The sequence below is a fragment of the Sodalis sp. RH16 genome (assembly GCF_047324245.1).
Classification (GTDB): domain Bacteria; phylum Pseudomonadota; class Gammaproteobacteria; order Enterobacterales; family Enterobacteriaceae; genus Acerihabitans; species Acerihabitans ligni.
In genome coordinates this window covers 4,527,912-4,543,468 of the sequence record NZ_CP178737.1, presented here as the reverse complement: position 1 = coordinate 4,543,468, position 15,557 = coordinate 4,527,912, and the positions used below count along the sequence as shown (strand labels likewise).

7 protein-coding genes are annotated in these 15,557 nt (G+C 57.6%); 4 read left to right on the top strand and 3 right to left on the bottom strand.

What is annotated here, in order from left to right; genetic code table 11:
• Nucleotides 1-133 precede the first annotated feature (133 nt).
• Nucleotides 134-3,862 (bottom strand): hypothetical protein, encoded by a 3,729-nt coding sequence (locus tag ACL2XJ_RS20760; RefSeq protein ID WP_413724352.1) that lies wholly within the window; start codon nt 3,860-3,862, stop codon nt 134-136.
• A gap of 348 nt (nt 3,863-4,210) precedes the next feature.
• Nucleotides 4,211-4,657 carry a GNAT family N-acetyltransferase gene (locus ACL2XJ_RS20755; protein ID WP_413724351.1) on the bottom strand — a complete coding sequence of 149 codons (447 nt, stop codon included), beginning with the start codon at nt 4,655-4,657 and terminating at the stop codon, nt 4,211-4,213.
• 569 nt (nt 4,658-5,226) lie between these two features.
• Here ACL2XJ_RS20755 and ACL2XJ_RS20750 point away from each other — a divergent pair.
• Genes ACL2XJ_RS20750 through ACL2XJ_RS20735 form a run of 4 tightly spaced genes read left to right on the top strand, consistent with a single transcriptional unit; the run spans nt 5,227 to nt 14,338 of the window.
• A complete protein-coding gene (locus tag ACL2XJ_RS20750; RefSeq protein WP_413724350.1) occupies nt 5,227-6,465 on the top strand; it encodes an efflux RND transporter periplasmic adaptor subunit in 1,239 nt (412 codons plus the stop codon).
• Between the two features lie 18 nt (nt 6,466-6,483).
• Nucleotides 6,484-9,600, top strand: coding sequence for an efflux RND transporter permease subunit (locus tag ACL2XJ_RS20745; protein WP_413724349.1), 3,117 nt, complete (start codon nt 6,484-6,486; stop codon nt 9,598-9,600).
• On the top strand, nt 9,597-12,899 hold the full coding sequence (locus ACL2XJ_RS20740; protein ID WP_413724348.1) for an efflux RND transporter permease subunit: 3,303 nt from the start codon (nt 9,597-9,599) through the stop codon (nt 12,897-12,899). Before ACL2XJ_RS20745 ends, ACL2XJ_RS20740 begins: the two co-directional genes overlap by 4 nt.
• On the top strand, nt 12,896-14,338 hold the full coding sequence (locus ACL2XJ_RS20735) for an efflux transporter outer membrane subunit (RefSeq protein ID WP_413724347.1): 1,443 nt from the start codon (nt 12,896-12,898) through the stop codon (nt 14,336-14,338). Before ACL2XJ_RS20740 ends, ACL2XJ_RS20735 begins: the two co-directional genes overlap by 4 nt.
• Here ACL2XJ_RS20735 and ACL2XJ_RS20730 read toward each other — a convergent pair.
• Nucleotides 14,304-15,539 (bottom strand): serine hydrolase domain-containing protein, encoded by a 1,236-nt coding sequence (locus ACL2XJ_RS20730; RefSeq protein WP_413724346.1) that lies wholly within the window; start codon nt 15,537-15,539, stop codon nt 14,304-14,306. The genes ACL2XJ_RS20735 and ACL2XJ_RS20730 overlap by 35 nt on opposite strands.
• Nucleotides 15,540-15,557 lie beyond the last annotated feature (18 nt).

Below are 15,557 nucleotides of genomic sequence, written 5' to 3'. Positions count from 1 at the left end.
CGTTCTTCCGGACATCATCCAGAGTGTTGTGATAACAGTTATTGAGGGCTGGTGTAATTTCAGCCCGTCAAGCCTTAATCTAAGTCAACTTAGCATCCTGCCGACCATCGCGGAGATTGACCACATCTGCTGCCTATATGAGCGACATATGGTATCGTTTCACCATGTTTGTCCAATCCTCGCTGGTCACCGGCACACTTTCGCCGGTATGAATATTTTTCGCCTCGTTTACCGGACCGGTAAGTTCTTCCAGCACCACGCCGATACGCTGCGCCGGGTGCATTTCTCCTTCAATCATATAAGCGGTAGCAATACTTTTGACGCGGAAAAATGTATTGGGCGGATATAAATATTCCCTAAGGTTGATATCGTAGCCATTGAGGGTCAATTCGCCGTCGGCGGTAACGGTATCGCTCAGCAGGGGAATACATTGCCGTCCATTCTCGATTTTAAAATAGAGCAAAGCCTGCCTGTGTTTCTTACCCGATAGTCCTTCACCATCGGTTAGGGCGGTAAATTTTTTTGCATAAAGATCTCGCGCGTGAACGGTTAAAAAGGTAGGGTAATTGGTGACGATATCACCAGGACCAATACTTTCGCCCCATGGAATAGTAAACCCTAAAGGATATTGCCCCATACCCAGATAATTTCCTGATTGCCGGGGGAGCGAACGTTTAATTAAGTTAACCATAGATAAATAACTGTGTTTGTCGGAAAATTGCCAATCGTTTACCGGGATGTCGTGCCAGAGATTTTCATTTATCCTTCTCTTGGAGGGCATATTCCCCGTCAGTTCAATCGTCATTGAACCCTCAATATAACTAATACTGTCTTCGTTGTGCCATGTCCAAAAACGCAATGCCATCCTCTCCCTCGCAGGCAATGCCTTCACCATTCGCACATAAGCGTCTATATCCAGCGATTCCTGAGCCAACGGAATACCCTGCTCGGGAAACAGCAAATGTTCGCCCCCCGGCTCGCCGTACCGCGATATATGCGCTGTGCATTCCACACCGTTCAGATGCACCTGGGACAGGGTGTCGATGCTTTTCTGCTGTTGCCAAACCCTGGCCGCCGCCGAGGCGCCCCGCCCGCTCAATCCATGAGATAAAATATTCCTCAAGCGCACTGCCGCCGGCGTGGGGATGGCCGCCAATTGATTATCTGCGGATAAAGTATACTTTCTGCCGATAACGTCGCCGGTATGGGGACTTATCCTGGCGTACACCGGCTGGTCAAGATACCGGTCACCCCCCAGCATCACGATGGGAATATCATCATTTAAGCCCGCCAGACGAGCGGTTGTATACCTCTCCGGACCGACAGGCAGCTTATCAGCCGGTGCGGCATGGTCCATTTTCAAAAAAAACTTTTCCATGGACGGGCTATGGTTACGCAATAGCCTGATAGCTTGTTGCGTCTGGCGGAACGCAGCCTGGCCCAGCATGCCTGCCGCCTCGATGCCGGGATCGAAGGCCCGGGCCAGATCCAGCAGCAAACCGGTCAGCATCTGGCGGTCCAGCTCTTCCGACGCCGATACCAGGGCAAGTTCAACAAACGTCCGGAAAACGGTGTTTAAGGCGCCGCCCACGGTATAACCTGCCTTCAGGCCCGCCGCGCCCGCCCGCAGGGAAGCCGCGCCGCCCAACCCGGTTTTCAACAGAATGCGCATGGACTGGCTGGCGACCTGACTGGCCAGCGGTACCAGAGTGAGGCCGTCCGTTACGCACGATATCAACGCCTGTTCCCGCCGGTGGGGGTCCCAGGCGGCACAGTGATAAAAAGGAATAAATGACAGCATGAAATGGTTGAAGGCTTCACGGGTGGTCTCTTCATAACCCCGGGTATAAAGCTGCGTTGACAGTTTTTTACCGTGCAGCGCGACAAGGGCTTCACAGAGAGCATCCACGTCTTTACCCGCGGTCTTATAAACACCCCCTGTTCCCTCGCTGGAATAAATGTTAAGTCGATAGAATCGATACTCTCCCGCCACATTCTTCTCCATCAGCGGAAAATAGTTTTCCAGCCGCCGATCGATACGTTTGAGCCAATAGCCCGACTCATCGCGACCGAGGGCAAAGATATGCTCCGCTTTCGCCGTGGAGGCCAAAAAGAGGTCGATGCCCGGCAAGAGCTGCACCGCCGGTTTCGCTCCGTTGATAAAATATTCCTCCGGCAACCCGGTCAGATAATTCAGCCGTGAGAAATCCGCTCCTGCCGTCCTGATCGTCGACATGATAAGAAATTGCTTCTCATCCTCGGAGAGCTGCGCCATGACATCCAGAATCATTAGCCGATCGATAACGACAAATTTCGCGGTAATAACTTCATTTTGTTGATCAAAGGCCTGATTGAGATTCGGCAGACAAGTTGAGGGGTGGTGCCCGTTGTGGTGTAACGCGGAGGGACAATGATAATCTTTCGCGTTGGTTTTATAATTTTCCACCAAGGTCGTAAATTCCTCCGGCTTCAGCTCGCCACAGAGCTTTGTCAATATCTCCTTGGCCAGTTCCGTGCGTGATTTATAGCCGCTGATAGCTTTGCCGAATTGCCTGAATGGATTAACCGCATACTCCCTGGTTTCCCCCGCGGAAAAAAAGTGCTGCAGCGCGATCTGCTTAATGTCTTCATCTCGCCAATCAATAAGCAGGTCGGCGATTTTATCTTTATCAAGACCTGATTTGAGATAATGCAGCACCGCCGGGAAGCCAAAAAGTTCTATTACTCCGGCCGGCAATGAACCCATCATTAGCATGGCCGATATTGAACAGCCGATTTCAATGACGTCCCGCAGGGCCATATCGCCGATGTCTACCGCGTTTTTGGCGGCAAAAGCGAGTCCGATATGCAGATAGCACCAGTCCAGAGTGCCCATTTCCATGCTATCGCCTCCGGCAAAAAACAGCGTGGGCAGCGACGGGGCAATAATCTTGTCGAGCACATATTGATAAGCCGGATTGCTCTTGCCATCCTCCTCTGCTCCAACGTCCTGTAACGGCAAGAGCTTTTTAAATACCGCGTCACGGCAGGTTTTGATATCAAAAGCGATGATGGTTTGCCGGTGGCCGTTAACTTGTGCGGCAATGACATCCGCCATTTGCCGCACCACAAATGTTTCAACGGAGGAGCCGAACAAATTATTCATGCTCCAATCATTAACGATTTTATGCATGACGTTTTGCGTCATTTTTTCGCCGGGAGAAGCGCCATATAGACCGGACCCCTGTAATAAGGTAAAGGCCATTTTGGCCAACCCTTCAGGTCTGCCCGCAAGCGATCCCGCCGCGCGTTTCACCAGTATATAAGGATTGTCCGGCTCGGAACGATTCTGTGCCTTGCCGTTGCCGGCCGCCGCCGTCAAATTCAGTAATCGGGCGATATGATTATTCTGCCGCGTCACATCCGGCGCGGGAAAGCGATGCCCTCGCGCCGTTTCGCGACGCTCCCGGTACGCCGCGGCTGCTGCAGGAGCCGCTATTACCGGGCCGGGACCATCAATGTCCTTGTGCAGGCCGCTCCAGGCGGTATAGGGGCCATGTTCCGCCATCGGCTCTGTCGTCGGGTTCATTAACCCGCCCGAACCGTTTTCTTTTCCGGCAATGGATGACCATGCCTCGGAAACCCGGCCCATCCGTCCCAGCAGGCCGCCGGCATAAAGCAAGCCCATAAAGATGCCCTTGCCACTGACGGCGGTATCAGGAGCCGAGGACGCGATTCGCCGCCGGGGCTCATTGCGCGCATGCCGCAGTACGCCGAACAATAGCTCCATTTCCTGCTGCCCTTGTGGCGACATATCATTGGATAACAGCTGCTGTTCAATTTCCGAATATTTTTTCCAAACCGGCATATTCAATGAATTCATCAACGTTCCTTAATATCATTGCCATTCCATTTGAGTCTTTGCTAGCCGAATATTTTCCGTGATCCCAGAAAGTTTCCCGTTTTCTCATTTTTCATTAACAAGCCAAATATAGGCGTAATGGTTTTTTTGCATTACCAATACTATCCATATTATTCACATCTATTAAGTGAGTTTGAGAATATTATTATGACATAGATATCCATTGGAGAAACAATGCTTTGCATTCAATTTATTTAGTAATTATTTACGTAATTAATTGGTCTTTTTAGGGTGAAAATTATAATATGAAATATAGCCCTATACCAGAAATTACGTCATCGTAAAAAAATAACGCCGCAATAGCCGGTGTTAACAGAGCGATTTTTTCATATAAACCACAACGCCGCCGCTGAAAGGCTCTTCACGGTCCAATCGGTAGCCTAACCGCAAATAGAATCTCACATTTTCCCTGAAGAGCTGGTTTGTGTATAGCCTGATCTCCTTTACCCCGAGGGAGAGTGCTAATTTCTCTCCATGGCCCATAAGCTGGCGTCCATACCCTTTACCCTGCTGCTCCGGCGCGACGGCGATGTTTTCAATGAGCAGATGATCAGACGCCGGTATCGTTTCAATCAACGCGGCCAGGGTGGCGCCTGTATAGAACAAATCGATAAAATGTTCGCTGACGGCGGTGGCGTAGTCGGCCACCATGGGTTTGGGCTTGCGGCCAATCACCGGAATCCACTTGGCATAAGCGGCGCACGTCAATGCCAGGATGGCCGGTACATCCTGCGCCGTCGCCCGCCGCATTGTCATATGCCGCGACTCCTCTTGGTCAATGTCACCCGGTGGATGCGCGAAGCATCGGCACGTGCATTTGCAGGATCAAACAGCCCCGCCGGCTCTTTTGAGGCCGAGTCCATTATCTGCCTCCTGCTGTGTTGTTTTAGTCGGATCATAAACCTGGCACCAGGCTGCCGCTATGTTTTCTCCAGATTATACCATTCCAGCATAGGCTCTTAATGGGAAGCGCATTCGATATTGCAAATGTAAACATTAATGACTTTTGCTTGTAAACGCCGCGGGCCGTTTTACCGGGTCAGGCAGGTCATCCGATAGCGCCTCTGCCGGCGGATTGCCGGGTATTACAGCCTTGTGCAGCCTGGAAATTTGTTTTAAGTCCGTAAGGAGAGAAGCCGGCGTTCCCGGCGATAAATACGGGCAGCGGACGATCTGGCGGCAAAGAAAATAGTAAAGGCATGACATAAATAAGCATTTTAATAATTTGACCGCCTCAATGCATGCGGATAGTTTGAGAGCCGTTCCGGCGGTGGCCGAAGAGAGGAACAGCGCGGCGTTTTTTATCATTTCCCGGGAGAGGATATATGAGTACCAACGGCCCGACAGTAGGCAAACAGGGTCACAAAAGGCGCGGCGTGATAATAGCCGTGGTTGTCATTGTCGTGCTGGTCATCGTCATTTTGTACCATCACCTTAACGGCAAGAAACAAAGAACCGGTCTGCCGCCGCAGGTGGTGAGCGCCACCGCCGCGACATTGGGCAGCATGCCGGAAATGCTCAACGAACTGGGCACGGTGACGCCGGTTTCCACGGTAACCGTGCTGCCCCAGCTAAGCGGCTATCTTACCGAGGTGGGCTATAAGGAAGGCCAGGATGTCAAAAAAGGGCAATTTCTTGCTCAAATCGATCCGCGGCAATACCAGATTGACAAGCAGCAATCCCAGGCGCAGTTAGCCAAGGATCAGGCCAGTCTTGACCAGGCGCGTGCCGACATGGCGCTTTATACTCAGCTGCATGCCCAAAAGTCCATCGCCGAACAGACCTTTATCGATCAGAAATTCACCGTTGAACAGGACGCGGCGGCGGTAAAGGCCGATGAGGCCAGTATCGCCCAGTACGACCTTGATTTGGCCTATTGCCGTATTACCGCGCCCATTGACGGACGCGTCGGCCTACGGCTGGTGGACGTGGGCAATTATGTCACCGAATCCAGCTCCACGGGTATTGTGGTGATCACCAGCATGAAACCCACCACCGTGCAATTCACCGTACCGCAAAATGCCCTGGGTAAGGTGTTGGAACAGTTCGGCGCCGGCGCAAAACTGCCGGTAACGGTGTACAACAGCGATAACAGCAAACAGCTGGCCGTCGGCGCGCTGTATGCCATCGGCAACCAGATGGCTACCAGCACCGGCACGGTGACGCTGCGCGCCACGTTTCCCAACGACGACGAGCAACTGTATCCAAACGAGTTCGTGAATGTGCAGTTGCTGGTGGATACGCTGCAAAACGCGGTCCTGGTGCCGACGCCGGCGATACAGACCGGGGCGCCGGGCGATTTTGTCTATTTGGTGAATGCCGATAATACCGTCTCGGTGCATAAGGTCACGCCCGGGCCGAGCGACGGCCGGAATACCGTCATTCTTTCCGGCCTTCAGGCGGGTCAAACCGTGGTGATGGACGGCATGGACCGCCTGAGCGACGGCGCCAGGATCAAAGTAGCGCAGCCTGACGCGGCGGGAAGCGCGCAGGCTCCCGCCGCTGCAACGACGCAGCGCCATGGCGGGAAACGGGGCCATGGCTCTTCTCACGCGCAATCATAACGGACAGGTGCCTTTGCCATGAATATTTCCCGCCTGTTCATTATGAGGCCGGTGGCCACGTCGCTCATCATGATCGCTCTGGTGCTGTTAGGTCTGGTGGCGGTGCGCTTTTTGCCGGTCTCGTCCCTGCCCAGCGTGGATTATCCCACGATTCAGGTCAAAACCTTTTATCCCGGCGCCAGTCCGGATGTGATGAACACCACGGTGACCGCGCCGCTGGAAGTGCAGCTGGGTGAAATCCCGGGGCTGCAGCAGATGACCTCCAACAGCTCCGCCGGCGCCTCAATTATTACGCTGCAATTTGATCTCTCCTTGAATCTGGATGTGGCCGAGCAGGATGTGCAGGAAGCCATCAACGCCGCCAACAGCCTGTTGCCAAGCGGCCTGCCCTCGCCGCCGACCTACGCGAAAGTCAACCCGGCGGACCAGCCCATTATGACGCTGGCCATCACTTCCCGCTCCATGTCGCTGCCTCAATTACAAGACGTGGCCAACAACCGGTTGGGAACCAAAATTTCGGAAGTCCCCGGTGTCGGTCTGGTGACGCCGGCGGGGGGCAATGTTCCGGCGGTGAGGATCGAGGCCGATCCGCAGAAGCTGGCGGCCTATGGGCTCTCCATCGACAATCTCCGATCGCTTATCGCACAGGTGAATGTCAGCCAGCCCAAAGGCAATTTCGATGGGCCCAAGCTTGACTACACCATTAACGGCAACGACCAGATCCAGGATCCCAACGATTACCTTAATACGGTGGTTTCCTATAAAAACGGCGCGCCGGTCTATTTGCGCGACGTTGCCCGGGTGACCCTGGCCGCCCAGGATAACGAGCAGGGCGCCTGGTACAATCAAACCCCGGCCATTGTGCTGAATGTGCAGCGCCAGCCGGGGGCCAACGTCATCGCCACGGTGGCGCGCATCAAACAGGAACTGCCGCAGTTGGAATCCACCCTGCCGGCGGGGGTCAATGTCCGGATCGTGTCCGATTCCACCGGGGTGATCCGCGCTTCGGTCACCGATGCCGCCTTCGAGCTTATCCTGTCGGTGATACTGGTGGTGCTGGTGATATTTGTGTTTTTGCGCAATCTGCCGGCGACCATCATTCCCAGTATTTCGGTGCCGGTGTCCCTTATCGGCACGCTGGCCATCATGTATGAGCTGAACTACTCCATCGATAATCTCTCCTTGATGGCGTTAATCATTGCCACCGGCTTTGTGGTGGATGATTCCATTGTGATGATCGAGAATATCGTACGCTACCTGGAGGAGGGTGAGTCGCCCCTCAACGCCGCCCTGCACGGCGCCGGGCAGATTGGATTTACCATCCTGTCGCTGACGGTCTCCCTGATAGCGGTGCTGATCCCGTTGCTGTTCATGGGCGGCGTTATCGGCCGTTTGTTCAGCGAATTCGCCGTGACGCTGGCCATTACCATCGTGCTGTCGGGGGTGGTTTCGCTGACCCTGGTGCCGATGCTGTGCGCCCGCCTTCTGCGCGCCCGGGCCGATCGCCGCCCGAGCCGTTTCGAACGCGTCAGCGAGGGGATGTTCAACAAAATCCTCGCGGCCTACGAGCGCGGATTACGGGTAGTGATGGGCCACCAGACCCTCACCATGATTGTTTTCGCCGTTACCCTGGTCATTACCGTGGCCCTTTATATCACCATCCCCAAGGGACTGTTCCCGGTGCAGGATGTCGGGGTTATCCAGGCCATCAGCACCGCCGACAATTCCGTTTCCTACGGCACCATGGTTGACCGGCAGGCGGCGCTGGCCCAGGCGATTCTCAAGGACGCCGACGTGGATAATCTCACCTCATATGTCGGCATCGACGGCACCAATACCACGCTCAATAACGGCCGGTTCCTGATTAACCTCAAGCCCAACGCCCAGCGCTCCCTGAGCGCGGAAGCCATCGCCCGCCGGATTCAGACCGAGGCGGGCAACGTGCCGGGCATCAAGCTCTACCTGCAGCCGGAACAGGATCTGACCCTGGATACCACCGTGTCGCCGAACCAGTATCAGTTTGTGCTGCGCGGGCCCAGCCAGCAGGCGTTCCAGCAGTACGTACCGGCGCTTATCGATCGCATGAAGGCGATCGCGTCCATCCGCGACGTGACCAGCGACCTGAACAATGACGGCCTGAGCGTGAATGTCGAGGTGAACCGGCCGCTGGCGGCGCGCTTCGGTATCACCGCGGCCACTATCGATAATGCCCTTTACGACGCGCTGGGGCAGCGCATTGTCTCAACCATTTTCGATCAGTCCAGCCAGTACCGGGTGATCCTGGTGGCCAAACCGGAAAAGCTGCCGACCCTGCAATCCCTGGGTGAACTCTACCTGCCCAGTCAAACCAGCAGCACCGGCCAGGTGCCGCTGAGCGCCATTGCCAAAATCAACATCACCAGGTCGCCGCTGGTAATAAGCCACCTGTCGCAATTCCCTTCGGTGACCATCTCGTTCAATCTGGCGCAGGGAGCCTCCCTGAGCAAGGCGGTGGATCAAATCAACCAGGCCGAAAAGGCGGTGAATCTGCCCCCTTCCATCACGTCCTCATTCCAGGGGGCGGCACAGGCGTTCAAAGATTCCCTGTCCAGTGAAGTCTATCTGCTGATAGCGGCGCTGGTGGCGGTCTATATCGTGCTCGGCGTGCTTTACGAGAGCTTTATCCATCCGGTGACCATTCTGTCCACCCTGCCCTCCGCCGGCATCGGCGCGTTGCTGTCGCTGATGCTGGTGGGAGGGGATCTGGACGTTATCGGCATTATCGGCATCGTGCTGCTGATAGGCATCGTGAAGAAAAACGCCATCATGATCGTGGACTTCGCGCTGGAGGCGGAGCGGGAGCACGGCAAATCGCCGGCGGAGGCCATAGTGGAGGCTTCGCTGCTGCGCTTTCGGCCGATACTGATGACCACGCTGGCCGCCATGCTCGGCGCCCTGCCCATGCTGCTGGGGTCCGGCACCGGTTCGGAGCTGCGCCGTCCGCTGGGTCTGGCCATCATCGGCGGGCTGAGCTTAAGCCAGCTGTTGACCCTGTTTACCACGCCGGTAATTTATTTGTGCTTCGATCGCCTGGCAAAACGCTTTCGCCGCCAACCCGCGCAGTTAGCCGACGGCGGCCGGGGTGAGACCCGGTGAATATTTCCGCCCTGTTTATCCGCCGGCCGGTGGCCACCGCGCTGCTGGCCCTGGCCATCCTGCTGTCGGGAACGCTGGCGTTTTTTCACCTGCCGGTGTCGTCGCTGCCCAATGTCGCGTTTCCGGTTATCGTGGTGCAGGCGAACATGGCGGGGGCCAGTCCGGACATTATGGCCTCCACCGTGGCCGAGCCCCTTGAAAAGCGGCTGGGCACCATTGCCGACGTGACGGAAATGACCTCCACCAGCTATGTGGGTTCCGCCATGATCGTCATTCAGTTCGGGCTGAATCGCGATATCAACGGCGCCGCCCGTGATGTGCAGGCCGCCATCCAGGCGGCGCGCGCCGATTTGCCCACCACGCTGCGCAACAACCCGATTTATCGCGAGTACAATCCGGCCAGTACGCCGCTGATGGTCCTGGCGCTCACCTCCGACACCCTGACCCGCGCCCAGCTCTATGACTCGGCGGATTCGGTGATTTTACAGCAGTTGTCGCAGGTGAGCGGCGTGGGTGAAATTACCCTTGGCGGCAGCGCCCTGCCCGCGGTGCGCGTTGAGCTGCAGCCGGATCAATTGAACAGTTACGGCATCGGTCTGGAAGACGTGCGCGCCGCCATCAGCGCCGCCAACGCCGACAGCGCCAAAGGACATATCGACCAGAACGGCCAGCGTTACGAAGTCATGTCCAATGATCGGCTCAGCAAAGCGGAACCCTACCGCAATCTGGTGATTGCCTATCGCAATAACGCGCCGGTCATGCTGGGGGATGTGGCCAGCGTTCAGGATTCGGCGGAAAACCTTCGCAACGCCGGGCTGTACAACGGCAAGTCATCGGTGCTGGTCATCGTTTACCCGCTGCCCGGCGGCAATGTGGTGAATACCGTCGCGCAGATCCGCAAGGTACTGCCGTCGATCCAGGCGACCCTGCCGGGCAATATCCATCTCAATATCGCCATCGATCTGTCGCAATCGGTTAAAGCTGCGGTCGGCGATACGGGACGGACCCTGTTTATCGCCGTGCTGCTGGTTATCGGCGTGGTGTTCGTGTTCCTGCAGTCGCCCCGGGCGGTATTGGTGCCCACGGTGGCGCTGCCGCTCTCCATTATCGGCACCTTTGGGCCGATGTATCTGCTGGGCTATAACCTGGACAATCTTTCGCTGATGGCGCTGACCATCGGCACCGGATTTGTGGTGGACGACGCGGTGGTGGTGCTGGAGAATATCGTCCGCCATGTTGAATCGGGCATGAGCGTCCGCGAGGCCTCGCTGCGCGGCAGCGCCGAGGTGAGCTTCACCGTGATCTCCATGAGCCTGTCGCTTATCGCGGTATTCCTGCCGATCCTGCTGATGCCCGGCATCGTCGGACGGCTGTTTCACGAATTCGCCATGACGCTCTCCATCGCCATTCTGTTCTCGCTGCTCATCTCCCTCACCATTACCCCGACCCTGGCCGCCTGCGTGCTCAGGCGCAAACAGGCCGCGGGCGCCAAGGGCAAGGCGCGCTGGTCGCTGTGGTGCGAACGTCAGTTTGAGCGTTTCAAGCATGCCTACGCCCGTTCGCTGACGGTGGTGCTGGATCACGCGCTGCTGGTGGGACTGACGCTGGTGGGGCTTATCGTGCTTAATGTTTTTCTCATCAAGCTGGTGCCCTCGACCTTTTTCCCGGAGCAGGACAATGGCGTGATGATTGGCCAGATAGTCGCCGACCAGAGCATTTCGTTCCAGGCCATGAAGGAAAAGCTCACCCGGCTGGAGGCCATTGTGCAACGGGATCCGGCGGTGGCCTCGGTATCCGGGTTCACCGGCGGCCGCGCCCTTAACACCGCCAATGTGTTTATCGAGCTCAAACCGCTGGCGGAGCGTAAAATATCCGCCGCCGGGGTGGCGCAAAGGCTGCGGCCAAAACTCAACGGCGTATCCGGCGCGCGGCTGTTCCTGCAGGCGGCGCAGGATCTGCGCATCGGCGGACGCCAGTCCGCGGCGGAGTACCAGTATACCCTGACCAGCGACGACGCCCAGGCGCTCTATACCTGGGTACCGCGGCTGGTGACCGCGCTGGCTAAACACCGCGGCAGCTTGCTGGACGTGAACTCGAATTTGCAGCAAAACGGCCTGCAGGCCTATGTTCATTTCGACCGCGCTACCGCCGCCCGCTATAACTTCGCCCCCAATCAGCTGGACAGCGTGCTCTATGATGCGTTTGGCCAGCGTGCGGTTTCAACCATCTACAATGGCCTCAATCAGTATTATGTGGTGATGGAAGTGGCGCCGCAGTATTGGCAGTATCCGCAAATGCTCAATCGCATCCGTTTCAGCCCGGCGGCGGGAAATGCCAGCGGCACCGATCAAACCCAGATGTCGTCAAGCCTGGTGAGCGGCGCCACGCAAACCTCCGCGCAGGTTTCGTCTACCTCCACCAACGCCCTGAATGCCGATGCCGAAGCCAACCAGTTGACAAACGCCATTTCCAACTCCCGGGGCGGCAGCTCCAGCGGCAGCGCCGACAGCACCTCCGCCGAGAGCCTGGTGCCCTTCCCGGCGCTGGCCTCTTATACGCAAAACCATACCGCCACCCAGGTTAACCATCAGGACGGCCTGGTGGCCGCCACCATTTCCTTCAATTTGCCCCCCGACGGCTCGCTGAGCGCCGCCGGCGCCGCCATCGATCAGACCATGCGGGAACTCAAGGTGCCGGCCTCCATTCACGGTGGTTTCGCCGGCGCCGCGCAGGCATTCGGCCAATCCATGTCCACCATGCCGCTGCTGATCCTGGCGGCGCTGGCGGCGGTCTATATCGTGCTGGGCATACTGTATGAGAATACGATACATCCCGTCACTATACTTTCCACCCTGCCGTCCGCCGGCATCGGGGCTACGCTGGCGCTACTGCTGTTCGGTACGCCGTTCTCGGTTATCGCCCTTATCGGCATTATTTTGCTGATTGGCATCGTAAAAAAGAATGCCATTATGATGATTGACGTTGCCATTACATTGCAGCGGGATCAGGGCTATACCCCGAGGGAAGCCATTCACGGGGCGGCGGTGATGCGCTTGCGGCCCATCATGATGACCACCGCCGCCGCCGTGCTGGGGGCGGTGCCGCTGGCCATCGGCATCGGCCAGGGGGCATCCCTGCGGCAGCCCCTGGGCATTACCGTGATGGGCGGCCTGATTTTCAGCCAGGTCTTTACGCTGTATACAACACCGGTTATTTATCTCTATCTCGACCGTTTGCGCGCCAGACTCGCCAAGTGGTCGGCCGGCCTGCCGTGGAATAAAACGAACGCGAGCCTATGAATATGAAAATGTCCCACATCGCCCTGATGACCTCCCTTGCGCTGTTGCTCGGCGGCTGTATGGTGGGCCCCGACTACCATCGCACGCAGGTGCCGGTACCGGCCCGATTCAAACCGCTGCCCGGCTGGACCGTGGCGGCGCCCTCCGCCGAGGCCCCCAAGGGCGACTGGTGGACGGTGTTTAACGACCCGCTGATAAACCGGCTGGAACCGGCGGTGTCGGTCTCCAACCAGACCGTGCGCCAGGATTACGCCAACTACCGGGAAGCCCTGGCCGACGTGGAAACCGCCCGCAGCAGCCTGTTTCCCACGATAGGCGTCACCGGTTCCTCAACCCGGCAGCGCACCGCCGGCGCCAGCAGCCTGGGCGGCTCCGGCGCCGTGAGCAATTCGGGCGCGCTGGAAGGCAGCGCCAGCTGGTCAATCGATCTGTGGGGCAAGGTTCGCCGCACCATCGAAGAGAACAAGGCCACCGCCCAGGCCAGCGAAGCCACGCTGGCCAATGCCACCCTGTCCGAGCAGACCGCCCTGGCCAGCGCCATCATTGAACTGCGCACCAGCGATGCCAATATTGCCCTGCTGCAAAAAACGGTGGCGGCCTATCAAGAGTACCTGCGGGTGTTGACCAATCAGGGCGCCCTCGGCACCGCGAAGCCGTCCGATGTCATCACCGCGAAAACCCAGTTGGAGAACGCCCAGTCCAGTCTCATCGCCCTCGGCGTGGCGCGCGCCCAATACGCCCACGCCATTGCGGTATTGGTGGGCAAGAACCCGGAAGACCTGACCATCGAATCCGCCCCCATGCCTACGCTGCCCACCGTTCCGCTGGTGGTGCCCTCAACCTTGCTGCAGCGGCGGCCGGACATCGCCGTGGCCGAACGCGAGATGGCGGCGCAAAACGCCGCGGTGGGGGTTGCCGAGGCGGCTTATTATCCTACGCTCTCCCTGTCCGCCGCCGATGGGTTTTCCCAAACGCCGCTCAGCGGCCTGCTGCATGCCGCCAACCATATCTGGTCTCTGGGCGCCGAGGTGGATGATACGGTGTTCGATTTTGGCGCCCGTGAAGGCCAGGTCGCCGCCGCCAAGGCCGCTTATGACGGCGCGGTGGCCAATTACCGCGGCACCGTGCTGACGGCGTTCCAGAACGTGGAAGACGATCTGTCCGGTTTGCATATTCTCGCCCAGCAGGCGGCGGTGCTGGACAGCGCAGTTACCGATGCCACCCGCGGCGCCCAGATCGCCTTCAATGAGTATCAGGTGGGCACGGTGGATTACACCACCGCCGCCACCGCCCAGGTGACGCAGCTGAGCGCAGAGCAAAACGCGCTGAGCGTACAGGAACAGCGTCTGCTGGATTCGGTGTCGCTGATAGGGGATATGGGGGGCGGCTGGTCGGCCGATGCCCTTAACGATACGGCCCATGCCCTGGCGAAACGCTGAGTTGATCCGATGCCGCCTTTGCATCGGCGGCGTCCCCCATTCGCTGCAACAAGCGATGGCCGATGGTATTTGTCCAGTTAAAGCTGTTTTGCAGCACCACCACCGCGGTCTTATGCCGGGTATCAAGGCCGATATAGCTGGAGTAGCCGCCGATAAATCCCACCTGGTAAGTAATGCGCTGCCGGCCCACGTTATCGACAACCCAGGCAATGGCCGCCGCCTGTTGGCTGCGATGGAAACGCACATTCAGCGAATCCCGCAACGCCGCATCCAGCGCCGGATTGCCCGTGGCCCGCATATGCGCCTGGGCATAGGACAGCAGGTCGTTCGCATTGGTGTAAAGGCCCGCGGCGCCCACCATGGAGGAGGAAAAGCACCAATCGGGCACCGGCTGTCCGCGGCGGATAAATTTGGGCTGGTCGCCGGCATGGCCGATGGCGCGCCGGGAATACCCCGGCAGCAGCCGCGGGTCGTAGCCGGTATGGGTCAACCCCAGCGGCCCGGTAATATTCTCCGCCAGTAGCTGATTGACATTTTTACCGGTACGTTTTTGCAGGATATAATCCAACAAAGCATATCCCAGATTGGAATAGCGCGGCTCAGCTTTCCCCGGCTTGTGGAAATCCGCCAGATAATCCAGCATGCTGTCATTATCCAAGGAATGGTAGAAATTTTCACCGGTAAACAGATAGTCAATAAAGGCGGTTAATATTGCCATCGAGGGCATTTGCCTCGGCAGGCCGGAAGTATGGGTCGCCAGCTGCAGCAGGGTAATCTTGCTCGCATCGGCGCTGAGGCGCACGGTGGAAGGCAGCAGGGTCTGCAACGTCTCATCCCAGCGAAACACGCCTTTGCGCACCAGGATCTCCGTGATTTCGGCAATAAAACCCTTGCTGACCGAACCGACGGCAAACAGCGTGTCGCCGGTGATAGGATAACCGCGTTCCGCGTCAGTGACACCGTAACTAAAAGTCGTTTTTGTGCCGTCCCCCCGCAGCACCCCCACCACCAGCCCCGGCATCTGTTTTGCGGCCAGTAAAGGCCGGGCCAGGCTGTCCACCTGTGCCCGCAGGTTTCCGTTGGCGGCGAAATCCCGGCCGGCGGCGCTGGAGGTATCCACGGGCATGCGGGATAAGGTACCGCAGGCAGAGAGCAATAAAGCGCCGCAAAACATCGATGCAAATAATATTATTTTTATCATTATTTCCGAGCAATCAAA